The 17,327-nt window shown below is 41.4% G+C and carries 17 protein-coding genes; 8 read left to right on the forward strand and 9 right to left on the reverse strand.

Going from position 1 to position 17,327, the window contains the following annotated elements; all coding sequences use genetic code 11:
- The first annotated feature begins 86 nt into the window (after nt 1–86).
- On the forward strand, nt 87–617 hold the full coding sequence (locus ABJF57_RS02680; RefSeq protein ID WP_462231500.1) for an RNA methyltransferase: 531 nt from the start codon (nt 87–89) through the stop codon (nt 615–617).
- On the opposite strand, the gene ABJF57_RS02685 is transcribed toward ABJF57_RS02680, so the two are convergent.
- The 8 genes from ABJF57_RS02685 to ABJF57_RS02720 form a co-directional block, all read right to left on the reverse strand.
- A complete protein-coding gene (locus tag ABJF57_RS02685; RefSeq protein WP_462231498.1) occupies nt 618–1,457 on the reverse strand; it encodes a hypothetical protein in 840 nt (279 codons plus the stop codon). It lies immediately after the preceding gene.
- A gap of 149 nt (nt 1,458–1,606) precedes the next feature.
- Nucleotides 1,607–2,134 carry a ferritin gene (locus tag ABJF57_RS02690; protein WP_462231496.1) on the reverse strand — a complete coding sequence of 176 codons (528 nt, stop codon included), beginning with the start codon at nt 2,132–2,134 and terminating at the stop codon, nt 1,607–1,609.
- A 37-nt stretch (nt 2,135–2,171) separates the two neighbouring features.
- Nucleotides 2,172–2,507, reverse strand: coding sequence for a hypothetical protein (locus tag ABJF57_RS02695; protein ID WP_462231494.1), 336 nt, complete (start codon nt 2,505–2,507; stop codon nt 2,172–2,174).
- Between the two features lie 329 nt (nt 2,508–2,836).
- Nucleotides 2,837–3,274 (reverse strand): hypothetical protein, encoded by a 438-nt coding sequence (locus ABJF57_RS02700; RefSeq protein WP_462231492.1) that lies wholly within the window; start codon nt 3,272–3,274, stop codon nt 2,837–2,839.
- Nucleotides 3,274–5,775: a carboxypeptidase-like regulatory domain-containing protein gene (locus ABJF57_RS02705; RefSeq protein WP_462231490.1), complete on the reverse strand. Its 2,502-nt coding sequence runs from the start codon at nt 5,773–5,775 to the stop codon at nt 3,274–3,276. The genes ABJF57_RS02700 and ABJF57_RS02705 overlap by 1 nt, the downstream gene beginning before the upstream one ends.
- Entirely contained in the window at nt 5,756–7,099 is a 1,344-nt protein-coding gene (locus tag ABJF57_RS02710; RefSeq protein WP_462231488.1) for an HTTM domain-containing protein, read from the reverse strand. The genes ABJF57_RS02705 and ABJF57_RS02710 overlap by 20 nt, the downstream gene beginning before the upstream one ends.
- The gene (locus ABJF57_RS02715) at nt 7,099–8,199 is read right to left on the reverse strand and encodes an imelysin family protein (RefSeq protein ID WP_462231486.1); all 1,101 of its coding nucleotides are present in this window, start codon (nt 8,197–8,199) and stop codon (nt 7,099–7,101) included. The genes ABJF57_RS02710 and ABJF57_RS02715 overlap by 1 nt, the downstream gene beginning before the upstream one ends.
- A gap of 96 nt (nt 8,200–8,295) precedes the next feature.
- Nucleotides 8,296–9,525, reverse strand: a complete 1,230-nt coding sequence (locus ABJF57_RS02720; protein WP_462231484.1) for a DUF4856 domain-containing protein — start codon at nt 9,523–9,525, stop codon at nt 8,296–8,298.
- A 236-nt stretch (nt 9,526–9,761) separates the two neighbouring features.
- On the opposite strand from ABJF57_RS02720, the gene ABJF57_RS02725 reads away from it, so the two are divergent.
- Entirely contained in the window at nt 9,762–10,148 is a 387-nt protein-coding gene (locus ABJF57_RS02725) for an acyl-CoA thioesterase (protein WP_462231482.1), read from the forward strand.
- A 1-nt stretch (nt 10,149) separates the two neighbouring features.
- Here ABJF57_RS02725 and ABJF57_RS02730 read toward each other — a convergent pair whose 3' ends face one another.
- A complete protein-coding gene (locus ABJF57_RS02730) occupies nt 10,150–10,782 on the reverse strand; it encodes a response regulator transcription factor (protein ID WP_462231481.1) in 633 nt (210 codons plus the stop codon).
- Between the two features lie 129 nt (nt 10,783–10,911).
- On the opposite strand from ABJF57_RS02730, the gene fumC reads away from it, so the two are divergent.
- The 6 genes from fumC (at nt 10,912) to ABJF57_RS02760 (ending at nt 17,312) form a co-directional block, all read left to right on the forward strand.
- Entirely contained in the window at nt 10,912–12,315 is a 1,404-nt protein-coding gene (gene fumC / locus ABJF57_RS02735; RefSeq protein ID WP_462231479.1) for a class II fumarate hydratase, read from the forward strand.
- A gap of 73 nt (nt 12,316–12,388) precedes the next feature.
- A complete protein-coding gene (locus ABJF57_RS02740; protein ID WP_462231477.1) occupies nt 12,389–13,003 on the forward strand; it encodes an Ezrin/radixin/moesin family protein in 615 nt (204 codons plus the stop codon).
- 178 nt (nt 13,004–13,181) lie between these two features.
- Nucleotides 13,182–13,973 (forward strand): type I methionyl aminopeptidase, encoded by a 792-nt coding sequence (gene map / locus ABJF57_RS02745; protein WP_462231475.1) that lies wholly within the window; start codon nt 13,182–13,184, stop codon nt 13,971–13,973.
- A gap of 48 nt (nt 13,974–14,021) precedes the next feature.
- Nucleotides 14,022–15,815 carry a chloride channel protein gene (locus ABJF57_RS02750; RefSeq protein ID WP_462231473.1) on the forward strand — a complete coding sequence of 598 codons (1,794 nt, stop codon included), beginning with the start codon at nt 14,022–14,024 and terminating at the stop codon, nt 15,813–15,815.
- Between the two features lie 389 nt (nt 15,816–16,204).
- Nucleotides 16,205–16,675 carry a TlpA family protein disulfide reductase gene (locus ABJF57_RS02755; RefSeq protein WP_462231471.1) on the forward strand — a complete coding sequence of 157 codons (471 nt, stop codon included), beginning with the start codon at nt 16,205–16,207 and terminating at the stop codon, nt 16,673–16,675.
- Between the two features lie 13 nt (nt 16,676–16,688).
- The gene (locus tag ABJF57_RS02760; RefSeq protein WP_462231469.1) at nt 16,689–17,312 is read left to right on the forward strand and encodes a thioredoxin family protein; all 624 of its coding nucleotides are present in this window, start codon (nt 16,689–16,691) and stop codon (nt 17,310–17,312) included.
- Nucleotides 17,313–17,327: the final 15 nt, after the last annotated feature.

Below are 17,327 nucleotides of genomic sequence, written 5' to 3' on the forward strand. Positions count from 1 at the left end.
TGAATTTATTCCGTCGTGGAACAGTCAGAATCTAAATACAATTATTATCGAAAGATCCTGTGACAAGTTCAGGATGACCCAGTGATATGAAGAAATTAAAAAACGAAGAGCTGAATCGGCTATCGCCTGAAGCATTTAAAAATGCAAAGAAGAACCCCCTGGTACTTGTGCTTGATGATGTGCGTAGTGCGATGAATGTAGGTTCTGCTTTTCGTACTTCAGATGCTTTTTCATTGGAGAAAATATATTTATGTGGCATAACTGCACAACCTCCACATCGTGAAATCAACAAAACAGCTTTGGGAGCACAGGATACCGTAACATGGGAGCATAAGGAGACCATCACTCATTGCATCGATCAATTAAAAACGGATGGCTACCAGATTGTAGCTGTGGAACAAGCAGATGAAAGTACTTCCTTGCTGGACTTTGAGGTTAAGAAAGACCTTAAATATGCTTTCGTGTTTGGTAATGAGGTGTTTGGAGTAAACGATCAAGTGGTAGAGCATGCAGATACTGTCCTGGAAATACCCCAATACGGAACCAAGCATTCGCTGAATATCTCTGTTAGCATTGGGGTAGTTCTTTGGGATTTTATAAGCAAGCTTAAGCCCTAACTAATGTTCATTTTCACGATCTAATGAGTCTATTTTTCTTCGAGCATCTTGGACTTTCTTGTTTCTCAATCGCTCTCTTCTAATCTCAGTATCCAGCACCTTCAACAAGCTATCATAGCGTATGTTGTACGCATACTGCTTTGCAAATGCGTCTCTTATCTTAAAATAATGCTGAGACACTAAGTCAATAGAATCTGACTTCTCCTCCAGAAGCGCCTTATAATACACCTTTACCTCCTTCAATGCCTTCACATATTGTTCAATCGTGGCATTTTGATCTGAAACATCTTCTATGACGGACAGATCTGTCTCTACACCAAAATCCATTGATAGGGAGTCAATTACACTATTTGCCTTTACAATAGAGTCTTCCAGCATCTTCTTTTCTCGAACCAACGTTGAAATTGTATTTCTCATGACCTTTGGCCTCAGCCATGGGTTAGGATCTAAACCAAGAAAAGCAGCATCCTGAACATATCCAGATTCATCCACATTCATGGAAGAATAACCTGACTGAAGGCCATGAGAACTGGACAGAACCAAAATGATATTCAGTACCATGATGAACTTTCTTATCATTTTATCTTCAATGGGTGGGAAAAAGCGAGAAATGATTCTGGGCGTCAGAATTATTGCCAACAGCAATGGAATGACAACACAATAGAACGTACGATCTATGGCATATGAACCTGGCTCTATCCGGTTGTAGATGAAATTGTAAAAATAGTTTACCAGACCGTAAGAGTAGTTGGTAACTAACCAGATTCCAGCAGATAGGCCGCTTACGGACCCAATTGTAGAAAGGGAAATCCAGTCGGGTGATTGTTTCTCATTTGACATAGTGGTGAGCGTTATGAACTATATAAAGTTATAACAAAACCCTCAGACATCAATTTTCTGATATGTCCGCAGGATGCGCAAATGCTTGTATAAAAAAACGGCTCCCTAAAAAGAGAGCCGTAAGTATATTTTCTAAAGCAGCCTACCCATTAGCCTGGCTCATAAGTAATGCCTAGAATGCGCTCTTCGAACATTCCCAAAGCAATCTTATCCTCACCAAGTACATCGAACAACTCGAGTGCTCTTCGAGCAATGTATTCTTCTTCGATCTGCTCTTGTACAAACCAGCGCATGAATTCTTCCGTGGCTATGTCGTTGTACTTTCTGCACTCGCCTACTATTTCATGAATGGAATCAGAAACAGCGATTTCGTGCTCCAATGCCTTTTCAAAAACTTCTCGTAATGAACCAAAGTCATGCTGGCTTTCTCCTACAATCGGAGAAACTGCATCACACTCCATATCGCACAGATAGTGGAACAGTTTCAGTTGATGCTTGCGCTCTTCATCTGACTGTTGAAAGAAAAAGTCTGCGCTATTGTCGTATCCTCTTACATCGCACCAAGCAGCCATGGCCAGGTATGCAGCAGAAGAATGCGCCTCCATTTTTATTTGACGATTGATGATGTCAACAATCTCATCCTTAAGTACATGGTGTCTTCTTAAAATATCTTTCATATCAAGTTCTGTTCTAAATGGCTTCTAAAATCTCCAATCAAAAGTTGAATACGTTCTTACGTAAAATCTTTTGAATGGCACTGTTAAGTGCTAAGGTATCGAACGTTCCGTTTAGAAGCTCTCTAAATTCCAGTATCTCTCGAAGGTTTAATAGCAGGAAACGATCGCAATGCGGAAGGTGTACGACCTCAACGTCAGGAGCTGTACTCTCTAAAAGTTCAAGGATGTCAAAAGCCATAATTTTCTTTCTAAACACAAAAAGATCACAAAGCTTGAACAGAATCTCCTCCTGATCGAATGTCAGCAGAAAACTATCTGTAAGCTCACATTGCGCGATTGACGCACTTTTCGTTTTATATATCTCTTCCTGCATTTTGGCACATTGCGTGTAGTGTTGGACATGATTTACAGTATTTCCCCTTTTTCTTCATGTACTTGAAGCAACATTCATCCTTCAATTTTTTTCCTTTCTTTTTCTTCTTTTGAAGGTGCTCTTCATAAAGTTTAGAAACCGGAAGTTGTACAGGGGCTCTACTCATCAATTCTCCTTATTTAGATAGATTCTAAATAGAATGCAAACGTAAGGCTCAGAGGCGACTTGAGCAAGCTTATTTAGATTAATTCTAAATGGTTGTCAGTGACGACCCACATTTATTTTTTCTTTCAGTCATTAATGATCAAAATTGACCTATTCTTTGGTGTCTAGAATTTCTGGTTCCAAGCGGCGGAATCATTGGGTATTGTGATCTTGATGAAATTATGCTTGGTTGTGTTGTGGCATAGGTTACAAGAGCTTATCATGAGCTCATAATTTTCAAGGAAAAGCACCTCATCTTGTTTCCTGATTGCCTCCTCTACCTGCTCAATCTTAGGAAGTAGCATAGCCTCCGAAAGGTTGCTCAAATTGTAGTCATCATGAATGACATCTCCTTCAATGAGATGCTCTGTCACCTCTTCCAATTCATGGGTATAAAAGTTTGCCAATTCCCAATTTTGGTTTCTACCTGCCAGCCAAAGTTTGTGAGAAAATCGCTGATAGTAGCCCATGGTCTCGAGCACAGGGTATTCCTCAACTTCTTTCTTCTCCTCTTTTGGAGCACATGAAGCAATAAGTGTTAAGATTAGCAGAAGGTATCTCATTATATTTTGAACTGTAAGGTTAAATAATAGTTTCTGGGCTCCGATGGAATGATCCCTGGTCCAGGATATCCGGTGGCTCTACGAGTAAAATACTGTTCGTCAAGCAAATTGTTCACTCCGGTTTCTACTTTGAGGTTTTTGTGAGTGTAGGAAAGTGAAAAATCCATGATTGAGTAGGCTGGAATTTTACCAATGATGCCATTTCGATTGTCTCCATCAGCCGGTGCGGAAGAGTTTTCTACATCTGTAAACTGCTCAGACAGGTGAGTGAATTGAAAGCTTCCCAAAAGGTTTTTATATCCAAAACGTAGGCCAGTTTTGAGATTGATCAAGGGAATGAACTCCACTTGCTTTCCCTTCACGTTATTTTCATCGGACCGTAAATAGTTGGATTCCGTAATCGCTGTATTGATAAACCAGTTGAGTTTGTATGAGGTTAGTGGTAATTGAAGGGATTTTGCCAGATTCCAGTCTGCGAAAAACTCAAAACCAAAGATCAATGCTGTGCCAATGTTTCCACGTACCCTATTGGCACGATCATCTAAAATGATTCCAATTCGATCATCATACAATATTCCGTATCCCCCAATATCGTAAGAGATCAATTCTTTCCACTTGCCCCTAGTACCAAAATCGAAAGTGAAACCTCGCTCATCTGAAATCTCTGGATCGATGACAAATGTCGGGCTTATCACCCGAATGTCGCTGAAAGTGACAGAGCGGTAATTCTGCGAAAGGTTGGCATAGATTTCCAAATTTTCTGATGGCTCGTAACTGACACCTATTCCGAACAGCAAGAAAGAACGCTCAAAAACACGATTGTCTTCAAATTCATTATTCGAAATAGGATTTCCAGCATTATCAAATCCAACTTGCCGATAGGTTCCTCGGCTTTCCGTCTTTATGAATTCATACCTAAATCCGGGTGTAATGGAAAATCGATCATTCATGAAGAAGATTTGCTCTCCAAAAAAGGCCAAATTGACGTTCGGGAATTTGAAGTCTGAAACGAAAGGATAATCTGCAAACTCATTGGTTCGTAAATTGAAGTCCGCATCAACGCCTGTACTGCCAGGACCTTGAATGCCTGCATTAGCTGCTTTATAAACCTTCGATCCTAACAGCAGAATAGCGTCTCTTTCTTTTAGCTTATATCGTGTAAGCAATCTAAATTCGGCACCCACATTTCTGAATTGACCGCTGATGATATCTCTTGCATATTGGTAAGATCCATCCGTGTTTTGAATGTCTTCTTCTGTAATCGGATTTTTGTTCGGATCGAAAGCGAAGAATTGATTCTCAGCGGGATCAAAGGTACCCCCCCTAAAACCGACTGCATTCCTTTCAGCATGTAAGCCAAATACAGAAAGACTTAAATCGGTTCTTTCTGTGAGTTTGTGCGCTAGCTTCAAGGCATATAACTTCCAGTCTACTTCAAACCAGTTTCGTGTTCGGTTGCTAAAAGTTGGATCCGCATTGAACTGGGTATCAGTTAATCCCCCTGGCTGCTGTGCCAAGTAGTACAGCGAAGTGAATTCCAACTGGGCAGATGTCCGCTCAGAAAACTCATAGCCAATACTGCCAAAATAGTTGGTAGATTCAAAACCAGCGTTGGGTCTGAAGCCATCGCCTTTCTTATAGTTCAAGTAAGTGTTGTATGAGAATTTGCCGACCGTCCCACTCAGTGAATTGAAAGTATTGAACAAACCAAAAGAACCGATGGATTGCCGCGCAGTAAGCTCTATCGGCTTGCTAGCCGGCGACTTCATCTTGAAATTTATCAAGCCCCCAAACTGTGTTCCATACTGAAGCGATGCTGCTCCCCTGATTACCTGAATCTGACTGAGCGCTTCTGAAGGTGGCGTGTAGTAGCTCTCTGGATATCCAAGCACATCCGCGCTGATGTCATAGCCATTTTGTCGTGTATTGAAATTGGAAGTACGATTTGGATCTAAGCCACGACCACCTACATTGAGCTGCAAACCAGCATCTATGCTTTCGTAGATATTGAGCCCTACAACCTGTGAATAGATTTGCCTAGCATTATTGGTTGCCGCATTCCCCACCATTTGATCCAAGAGGATCACCTCTGTTTTCTTTCCTGCATAAATAGCCGTTCCCTCTACTGGCTGAAGCCTTGTCAAGGCAAATATTTCTTCTCTTTTCTGACTGATCACTACCTCCGAAAGTTCCTGTTGAAATTCCACCATCGGGATCGTAATATTTCTATTGCCTGTCATTTCAACTTCTTCTTCCATCGTCTGATATTCCAATGACATGATCACCACCTGATGCTTACCTGCTTTGAGATTGTTCAGCTCAAAGTAGCCTTTCCCATTTGTGGCAGTTAGCTGACTCGTATTGCGATCGTAGATTTCGGCATTCGTAATGGGCTGCTTAGTTTCGGCATCAATGACGGTACCTGAAAGGGTATACTGCGCCATCAATGGTCCGGCCAGCAGGAAAAGAATTGTTGCTGTGTTATATCCCTTTAATCTCATCAGTAAATGGCAGTATCCAACGCTTATGTTTAAATGATTCTGTGTGCTGGGTCAGGTCAACTGACGGGTCGATGTACGGCTGGCTTTTTCTTCCATTCAGTGCCACATAGCTCTCAACATACACTTCCACTTCTTTGCCTTGCTTAGAAAAATGATCGCGAAGGTAAAGTGCATAAGTCAAAATAAAGTCTGGTTGAGTTGCCATTTGGTTCTCCTGAAATGACGTTAGAAAATCGCTGTTATCTATATAGAAAGTTTCGTCATTGGTACGATCCACTATCTTGAAGTTCGCATATCCGGCTTTCTCCATGAGCATTACTCTCCAGGAAAACCGAAAGCCTTCCTCTGTCCAGAATAGTTCATCCGGGTATGCCAGGTGTCGCCATGGAAGTAGAAGCTGAATGACAAAGAAAAAGGCCAGCAATCGAAGCTTTCCTTTCGAAGCTGGTTTCAGAACACCTGTGTCTGCATGTAAAGCTTTTTTGAGTTTCAAAATCTTTGACATAAGGGTGATGATCCGTTCATGCAGCTTGGCATCAAAAAAGATCAATGCGCTTACAATCATGATGTAGGGGAACATTCCAATGGGAAACAAGATTCTTGTGAGAACATGGAAAACCACGACCAAAACAAAAGCCATTCCCCGTGTGCGATTCCAAAGGAGCAGGAACGGAATACAAAGATCGTATAATGCTCCACTCCAGCTAAAGGCATAAATGACCCATTCCTGATGAAGAAAACTTCCTACCAGTGGCACATCGTATTTGCCCGGCAGCCATATTTTCAATGGCATGGCTTTTACCAGCCAATCCGAATTTAGCTTGGCAAGACCGGCATAGAAATAGACAATCCCAAGCATGAGTTTAACACTGTCAATTGTCCGCCTCGCCACAAATCTCGAAGATTCCTTCCTAGCATCCCACGAAAAGCATTTCTCTGCTGGCAAGAATATCATCAAGAAGCTTAGCACACTGATGAAGTAGTAATGATTGAGATACGTAGTTTTGTCCATCAGCTCTATATAGGTGAAACTGAAAAAGAAAAGAGTGATGGCAATTCGGTAACGAAAACCAATGGCAACAGCAAGTGCCGATAGACCACAAATGACAAATAACAAGTACGTGAAGTTGCCCAAGGGGCGCACCCACTCAAAACCATAGTAAGGGAAAAAGAATTTAGGTTCGATATATAATTTACTGATCCAACCATACGCCCAAAAGCGGATAATGCTCGCCAACATCATCAAACCAAAGAAAACACGAAAGACTGCCAATGGAGCAGCCTCAGTCATCTTTGAAAAATATGGCGAATCGAATAGCTTCATCAGTCCCCGTCTGCATCAAAAAAATCAACACGGATATTCAATGCCTGAAGCATATCCACCTTAAGATTGATCACATTTTTCTGAAGCTCATCATATGTCTCTAACATGGAGCCATTGTTGTTTTCTACTTGCAAGCTGAAGGCATCCGAAAGTGTTTCTGCCTTAGCTCGGGCCGCGACAAACTGTGCATTGATCAGTGCTCCCAGGCTTTCACCTCCGCGTATCGTATTCACGAAATCAAGGTATGACTGGAGACCCTCACCCTCGACTGTCAGGTTTGAGTTCGGAGATTTTCCGTTGAAAAAATCCTGCAACGCATCAAGTCCAGCGATAAATAGCTCTTTCGATTTTCCGCTATACAAGCCCTCTACCTTTTCCGGCAATCTTTCACTTGAAAAAACTCCCGCAGGAATACCAATTTTTCCTGCTCGTAAATGCTTCTCATAGTAGAAGATGTAGTCATTGGCCAACTTATTCACAGACGAAGTAGATTCAGAACCAATGCTATTGACAAATGTATCACGGTAGCCATTTCTCCAATCATCCAGCACTGTTTGTGCCATCGTTTCTAGTCTTTCAGCAAGATCAATCAAGTACGTTTTGTATGGCTGACTTGTCGTCTCTTGCAAATAAAGGTCGACGATCTCCTGATCTGTATTTTTCACTCCGTATATCAGATACTCCATTGCAGGAAACCCTTGCTCGTCTTGCTTATTTACAGAAGTCAAGTCATAGCTCCCAGATTCGATGGTTTGGACTAAATCCTCTGTACTTGTAGGGTAGACATTTGTATAGTTGATCAGGGTGAGCTCTTCTGCTTTCCCGATCTCAAACATACCTACATGCTGCCATGCAATGTTGGCTGAAAGCCAAGCCGCTCGAAGGTCATCCAATGATTCAACGGAGGGTGAATTTGTAAAAGATTCGACCGAAGTATTTAAGGCAGCTAGCTCGGATACATAAGTAGTGTAGCCAGGCACGATGATGTTATCGGCCCAGTTTACAAGCATCCGCTCGCGATCAAAGCCATCTCCTGCATTACCAGTGTCATCGTCGGAACAACCTGTTAAAAAGGTGCACATACTAAGTGCAATTGACATAAAAACTAAACTTTGCTTCCTTATCATCTTTATCTTCATCCTGTATAAAACATGTAAAGGAGACATTGCTGCCTTCTTCATTTTGCTCAATCAACCTTAGCTCCCAGCCTGCTCCACCGTGAAGGAGAATTTTGTTGCAATCTCATTTGAGATATCATCTAAAGTCGTAGCATTTACCTCCCATAATCCGTTTGTACTACCCATCAAATCATTGATCATTTCATCTACTTCCGCATCCGAGAAGTACGGGGATTCACTATTGGGCATTCGGGTAAACTGAAGGCTGTAAACGAATCCATATCCTTCCGAAAGGTCGTGGAACACCGATGCGTAATCCACCGAGCTAGCTTCAAGTCCCGCCTTTCCTTGCTGCAAATAGTACACTGCTCGCACCGCAATTACCATTGATATCTTCTCTCGAATAATCTCTGCTTGTGCGTCTCTGATAGTATAGTCCCCAGCAACAATCGCAGCTCTACCCAGCTTAAAGGCATTGTAAATGTCCGCTGCAATTCCAGCAAAATCATCGTCACTTTCTACTCTTCCGATATACTTATTCAAAAAGCTGTCGTCGGCACCAATCGTGGCATTGGGAGTAGCTGTATTTGCTGCATTCCCGTATGCATAACCATATGCTTCATCCCACTTGTGCTCCATGCTCGTATAGCTCTTGCCTTCGGCTAACGTCAAAGCGTCATTGTCTTCTACGTTTGTACCTGCATCCAGTACAGCGATACTCACATAGTTGTTGAGGATTTGATCTACCATCAAAGCACCAATCAGTGATTTGCTGAAAGCCTGATTGTATTCCAACCCTTTTCCATTGACATATCTGGTAGAGCCACCACCAGCCTCTTGTATAAATCCAGCCTGACCTGCGGAAGCTTCAGTGGTCCAGTTTGGGAAAATCTCTGAAGCCTGTGAAGCTATCCATCCATCAAAGTCAGCTTTAATAGCTGCGGACCCCGTAGCATTGGATGAGAAGAAATCCGAAGAAGCAGCAGTTTTACTTCTTACACTCTTATCAGAAGCATTCAGTCCAAAATTGGTAGCATCTTCAAAATCGTTAGCGCCTTCTATGTGCGCATACATCGCGTCGATAGTCGCTTCATCAAGGGTGTTGTCCTTAAGTGCGTCGATGATTTCCTCCGCCATGAGGATGCGTGTTGTCTGACCGCTGAATGAAACGGTGGATACTCCATCTCGCTCAAAAACGTATGTTTCAGGTTCATTGATGGAGATGCTTCCACCGTCATCATCTCCACAGCTGACAAGAGATATGGTCATCCCTACAAAAAGGGCAAGTATTAATTTGTTCTTATTCATTATTGTAATGGTTTGCAAAAGTATGTTTTGACACTCTGTTTAGAATGATTCTAAACAATGCAAAATTGATTTTGCTGGACATATCTCGCAATCGCTATGCGTGGGGAAATTTTACATCACTACTACTCGCTAGTCGCATCACTAGAAGTAGTGATTCAGTAGCTAACACTGGTGAGTTTTAATCAGAAAAGAACCTAATGAGTCATTCATTAGTTAATCTCTGAAATCACAAAATCATGACACTAGACCATCGCATAGAAAAATCTGAAACCCGCATTTTCAAAGCGGTCTTCCCCAACACCACCAATCATTATGACACCTTGTTTGGAGGCACCGCCATGCATGCCATGGATGAAGTAGCTTTCATAACCGCTACTCGGTTTAGTCGCCAGCGAATGGTAACGGTGAGCAGCAGCAAGATCGATTTCAAAAAACCTATCCCCGCAGGGACCATCGTCGAATTAATTGGACGCGTAATCCATGTTGGAAATACAAGTCTTAAAGTTTCCGTGCAAATCTTCATTGAGGAGATGTATTCTGAAAAACGAGAACAAGCTATTGAGGGGGAATTTTCTTTCGTTGCAATTGATGAAAATAGACAACCAACAGCAATACCAAAGTAGGCTAATTTTTCACCAGGCCTGTCTCAAGCGTATAAACGATCAGTTCTGCCGGAGAACTAAGATTGAGTTTCTTCAGAATATTCTTTCGGTGTGAATTTATCGTATGAACGCTCAAATGTAATTCTTCAGCGATCTGAGCAGTCGTCATGCTTTTGGTGATCAGTTCCAATACCTCATACTCTCTGGGTGATAAATTGGTAGGTTCACAGTCATCATTATCTTTTGGACTTTCTACCACCATGTCCAGAATGTTATTGCAAAAAAAACGATTTCCTTGAGCTACCGCTCTAAGTCCATTGATGATCTCTTCTTCGCTACAATTTTTTGTCAAAATACCTTTAATGCCCATCGCCAACATTTGTTGAATGGAGTTTTTGGTCTGACTATTTGAAATAACAAGGAAGCTTGAATCAAGTGTTTCTTTCATCTGACGGAGTTTGGGCACCAGTTCTTTGTCTTTGTCAGAGATGTCAATTACAATCAGTTCCGGATGCACCTCAGTTGCAACTTCAATCAACCTCTCAGGCGAGTCAATCTGTTTGACCAAATTAAATCCGGGCATGGCTTTTATGAGTGTGGCTATCCCTTGTCGGGTCAGGTATTGAAAATCAGCTAAAAGAACTGAGGTGGCCAATTGGTTTATTATTTAGAATGATTCTAAACAAATGTAGGTCTAGAAATTGATTACACAAAAAACAAATGATAATTGAAATCTAAAAGCGGCTTCCATTGTTAGATTTGCAGCAATTAAACATGACCCCAAATGGAATACCGAATAGAACATGATACGATGGGCGAGGTGAAAGTACCTGCTGAAAAATACTGGGGAGCTCAAACCCAACGATCCAGAGACAACTTCAAAATAGGAGGAGAAAAGAATCAGATGCCGCTCGAAATCATTCAAGCGTTCGCCATCCTAAAAAAGTCTGCCGCTGAGACCAATATGGATCTTGGAGTGCTTCCAAAGGAGAAGTCCGATCTAATCGGCAAAGTATGCGATGAAATTCTTGCTGGAAAATTAGATGACCAATTCCCTTTAGTAGTTTGGCAGACAGGATCTGGCACTCAGTCCAACATGAACTCGAATGAGGTGATTGCCAATCGGGCGCATGTGCTAAACGGTGGTTCACTGTCCGACGACAATAAAATCATTCATCCCAACGATGATGTAAACAAGAGCCAAAGCTCCAACGATACATTCCCTACGGCGATGCACATCGCCGGCTACAAGATGGTTGCAGAAAATACCATCCCTAAAGTGAAAAAGCTCCGGGATACGCTTCATAAGAAGTCTGAATCTTTCACAGATGTAGTGAAAATCGGACGCACGCATTTCATGGATGCAACACCATTGAGTCTGGGTCAGGAGTTTTCCGGATATGTATCTCAACTTGATCATGGATTGAAAGCGCTAAACAATACGCTTGATCACTTATCTGAACTTGCACTTGGAGGAACTGCTGTAGGAACAGGGCTCAATACACCTGAAGGATACGCTGAACTGGTAGCTGAAAAAATCGCTAAGCATTCAGGTATGCCAATGCGAACTGCTGAAAACAAATTTGAAGCACTCGCAGCACACGATGCAATTGTCGAAACACATGGCGCATTGAAACAACTGGCCGTAAGCCTCATGAAAATTGGAAATGACATCCGGATGCTTTGTTCAGGCCCAAGAAGTGGAATTGGAGAAATCACCATTCCAGAGAATGAACCTGGCTCTTCCATTATGCCTGGAAAAGTAAATCCTACACAATGTGAAGCCCTTACCATGGTATGTGCTCAGGTACTTGGAAATGATGTGGCAATTTCAGCAGGAGGCATGACTGGTCATTTTGAGCTCAATGTATTTAAGCCCATGATGGTCTTCAATTTGCTCAACTCAGCCCGATTAATCGGTGACGCATGCGAATCATTCAACGATAACTGCGCCATTGGAATTGAACCAAATCATGCGGTAATCAAAGAAAAATTAGAGAATTCGTTGATGCTCGTCACAGCATTGAACACACACATCGGTTATGAAAATGCTGCTAAAATTGCCAAAAAGGCACATAAAGAAGGAACAACCTTGCGAAAAGCAGCAATCGAACTGGGGCTTGTTACGGATGACCAATTCACCGAATGGGTGAAACCTGAAGATATGATCGGATCGCTAAAAAGTTGATTGATTATCCATTATCAAGAGATTTTTGTACTTTAGTAACATTAAAAATTGTGTAAAAAACCAATTTCATAGGATGATGAAAAAAACAATATCACTTATCGCGCTGGCACTCTGCTGTGTTTTTGCATTTGAGGCAAACGCTCAAATGGACAAAAAAGAGCAAAAAGAGTGGAAAAAGAGAATTAAAAAACTTGAGCCAGAGCAATACAAACAGCTATTGGATGAGAACAAATCCCTGAAGGGACAAGTGACCAGCCTAAAAACAGAACTTGGCAATATCGATGATAGAATTGCTGAAAAAGATCAACAAATTCTTACGTATCAATCTCAGGTTGGTGATTTGAGGGAAGAGCTTTCTAGACTTCAAAATGCTCAACCAGCTGATAACGTAGCAACCAAAAACACTGGGAGCGGAATTGACGAAAACAAGGGGATCGTATTTAAAGTACAACTCGGAGCTTTCAGCAAGAAAGAAGATCTTTCAAAATATGATAACTCAACAAATTTCAGTGCAGAAAACAAAGATGGACTACAGAAGTTCACTATTGGTGTTTTCAGGGAATACCGAACAGCAGATACTTTTAAAAAGTACTTGCGAGAAATGGGCGTAAAAGACGCTTGGGTTGTTTCCTACAAGGATGGCTCAAGAGTGCCAATGAAAGATGTACTTGAAGGAATTGTCAACTAAGGAGTTATAAGACTATCAAAAAAGGGTCGGCATATGTCGACCCTTTTTTTTGTGCTCTGCTTTGGTCATCCAAACAATTATACGTTCTGAATCGCTTCTAGCTCTCGGATCTAAAAATCTAAATCCCATTCTTTTCAAGTAAATATCAACCGGCATTTGTTTGTATTTTTGCGTTCGCATGATAAAGTACAAAACACCGGCAGAAATAGAAATCATGAGGGAAAGTGCTCTCATTGTTTCAAAGACTTTGGGTCTCATGGCAGAAAAAATTGAGCCGGGAGTTACTCCTTTAGCGTTAGATAAAATCGCTGACGAGTTCATTCGAGATCACGGAGGGGTTCCTGCATTTCTCGGCCTATATGATTATCCCAAGTCAATTATCACCTCCGTAAATGAACAGGTCGTCCATGGTATTCCTACCGATCGGCCGCTACAAGAAGGTGATGTAGTTGGCGTAGACATTGGCGTTTTAAAAAATGAATACTACGGCGATCATGCCTATACTTTTCCTGTCGGCGAGATCGATGAAGATGTCAAAAAATTATTGCGTGTGACCAAAGAGTGCCTGGATAAGGGCATTGAACAATTGGTCGCTGGAAACAGAATTGGAGATTTGAGTTTTGCCATCCAGCAGCATGCTGAAAATCATGGATATGGAGTGGTGAGAGAATTGGTAGGTCACGGCCTGGGCAAGAAAATGCACGAATCTCCCGAAGTACCAAACTTTGGAAAAAGAGGAAGAGGTAGCAAAATTCAAGAAGGACTTGTGGTCGCAATAGAGCCGATGATAAACATGGGCACCAGAAGGGTCATTCAACTCAATGATGGCTGGACAATTGTAACGGCTGATAAGAAACCATCGGCGCACTTTGAACACGATGTAGCAGTTGTGAACGGTCAGCCTGAAGTTTTATCTACATTTCAATATGTAGAAGAAGCACTAGAGAAGAAAAACGCTGTGATCATTTAGCCCTTTTGCAGGCTAAAACAATGACCTACCTTTGCCTGACTCAAGGAGATGGCAAACCAAGACAAAAGCAAGTTTAGTTCTGTAATGATGAAGTTTCTGGTGTGGCGCATTAGGCACATTGGCGACAATAATTTCCTGCTCATTACAGCCGGGCTCATTGGCCTTCTTGCTGGGCTTGCAGCGGTTGTACTTAAAAGTACGGTTCATGTCATAATCAAATACCTGGAGCTAAATCACGATATTTTTAGCTTCAACTATTTCTACCTTATATATCCGCTTGCAGGCATCTTACTGACTGTTCTCGTCTCCAAGTACTTCTTTAGAGAGAACCTTGGGCATGGGATTACGCAAATACTTTATTCCATTTCTAAAAACTCCAGCGTCATTCGAAAAACACGGATGTACTCAAGGATGGTTACCAGCGCCATCACTGTAGGGTTTGGTGGTTCCGTTGGACTGGAGGCACCCATAGTTGTGACAGGATCAGCCATAGGCTCTAACCTGGGCAGGCTTTTTCATCTTGGCTATAAAAAAAGAACCGTGCTATTGGGATGTGGTGCAGCTGGTGCTATTTCAGCCATCTTCAATTCGCCAGTTACAGGTGTGATCTTCGCAATGGAGGTGATTTTAACGGAGGTAAAAATCAGTCGATTCATCCCCTTGCTTATCGCATCTGTCTGCGGTCAATTGGTCGCCTTGGTTTTACTTGGAGAAGATATCCTGTTTTCATTCAGGTTAACCGAGAGCTTTATCGCAGGCGAAACCGGATACTATCTACTTTTCGGAGCAGTATGTGGGTTGATTTCCTTGTATTTCACCAGAGTCATGTACGTATTCGAAGGTGGAATACAGAAGATTAAAAATGATTTTGGCAGAGCCACTGTAGGGGGCATCTCCATTGCACTTATAATTCTCACATTTCCTCCCATTTATGGAGAAGGCTATGAAACCATTAAAAGCTTACTGCAAGGCAATTCTTTAGATACCTTTCAAAGCAGCCTACTCAGCGAATTGACGCAAAATCAAGCCTCACTGATTGTCTACTTTTTCTTAATTCTATTAGTCAAGCCAATAGCTACTGCTTTGACGATAGGTGCTGGAGGTAGCGGTGGAATTTTCGCTCCCTCCCTCTTCATGGGTGGTCTTTCAGGATTCGTGTTTAGCTCAACCTCAAATTCACTGCTCAATACATCATTAAGTACAAGTAATTTCACTTTGGTAGGAATGTGTGGTGTGATGAGTGGCGTACTTCATGCACCTCTTACAGCCATCTTTCTCATCGCAGAAATCACCAGTGGCTATGATTTGTTTGTCCCGCTCATGTTGGTTTCCGCCATTTCTTTCAGCACCATTTCCTATTTCGAAAAGCATAGCATTTATACCAAACGGTTGATAGAAACTGGTGACCTTATTCAGTATGACAAAGATCAAATTGTTTTAAGTCTAATCGACTTAAAGAAAATCATTGAAAAAGATCTATTGATCATCAACCCAGAAGCTACCTTGGAAGATCTGGTGAAACTCGTAATGAAAAGTAAGAGGAACATCTTTCCTGTAGTGGACGATGCGAAAGAGTTGCAAGGAATTGTCACATTGGACGACATCCGAGAAATGATGTTCGATGATGAGTCAAGGCAGAAAGTAATCATAAAGACCATTATGCAAAAACCACCTGCCAGCGTCTCACCTCAAGAAAAAATGCAATCGGTGATGAATAAATTTGAGGTAACACAAGCATGGAATCTGCCGGTAATTGAAAATGGAGAATATATTGGATTCATATCTAAGTCCAGGATATTCAATGCGTATCGCAAGAAACTCATTCGTCAAACCGCTGAGTGATTATCATTTGATAAATACCTGACTTACAGCGATTTAGAGGCAGCTATTTATAGTTATCAACAAAATATTTTCTTCAACAAAATACTTTAATCCTCTGATATTCAGCAGGATATGACTAATTTTAGCAACGCTGTGGATAACTTACTGTTTTTGTGGATAAATAATGATTGATCAGTTTGGATTGAACTATCCCAATAAGTAGGCACTCATCTGGATAAAGTTTATCATTTTTTCTGCATAGCAAAGTCACAAGCAATTTCTAGGGATGAATGTTATGGAAATATTAACAGTATCAGACGCTTTAGGAAATGGTTTCATCGAACTATCTATGATTTGTGCAAAAATCAGTTAGGGCCGTAAAACATGAATCATGTAATTTCGTATCTCATATGATGAAAAAAGTAGCTGTTGTAATATGTGTTTTAATCTCTGCTCACCTTTCCGCTCAAGAAGTGGAGGTCGTGAAGTTTTCAGAGCTTCAGAAGAAAATACTCTATACAGACGCGCAGTTAACAGTATTTAATTTTTGGGCTACTTGGTGCGGCCCTTGTATAAAGGAGCTTCCGCACTTTGATGCACTGGAGTCCCAGAATGAGAACATAAAAGTTTATCTCGTGAGTATCGACTTTCAAAGTGAATTGGAGCGAGTAAAAAAATTTGTGATAAAAAGATCACTTACTTCTGATGTTCTTTTTCTGGACGAAAAAGATCCTGATGATTATATGGGGAAAGTAAGCAATGATTGGTCAGGAGCAATTCCCGCAACGTTATTTGTCACAGATCTTGGCAAAACGTATTTCCATGAGAAAGCGTTTACTAAGGAGGAACTAGAGAAAACCATCGAAAAATATTTAAACTAAAATGTCTAAGACCATGAAACGAACATTTATTCTTATTGTAGGTATGATGGCTGTTGTGGCCGTTCTATTCATGAATGCAACAGAACCTGTTGCCGGGTACGGTGTAGGCGATTATGCGAAAGACTTCAATCTTGAAAACATTGATGGCAAAAGCTTGTCACTTGCTGATTATAGTGATGCCAAAGGTTTTATTGTGGTGTTTACATGTAACACATGTCCCTATGCAAATGCATATGAATCCAGAATTATGGATTTGGACAAAAATTACTCCAGCAAAGGGTTTCCAGTTGTCGCTATTAACCCAAACGATATTACTCAACAACCAGATGATTCCATGAGTAAGATGAAGCAGAGAGCTAAGGATAAGGGCTATACTTTCGCATACCTAAGGGATGATAGTCAAGAAGTAGCCAAGGCTTTTGGAGCCACGAAAACTCCGCATGTTTATGTGCTTAATAAGGAGGCTGCAAATAAGTATAAGGTTGAATTCATTGGTGCAATAGACGACAGTCCAAACGATGCATCAGATGTTTCAGAAACATATGTAGAAGATGCTATCAACGCAATACTGACAGGTAGAAAGCCAGCAGTGACTGAAAAACGAGCGATAGGCTGCACCATTAAATGGAAAAGTTGAATAAATGAAAAAGTT

The sequence above is a fragment of the Ekhidna sp. genome (assembly GCF_039940915.1).
Lineage (GTDB): Bacteria > Bacteroidota > Bacteroidia > Cytophagales > Cyclobacteriaceae > Ekhidna.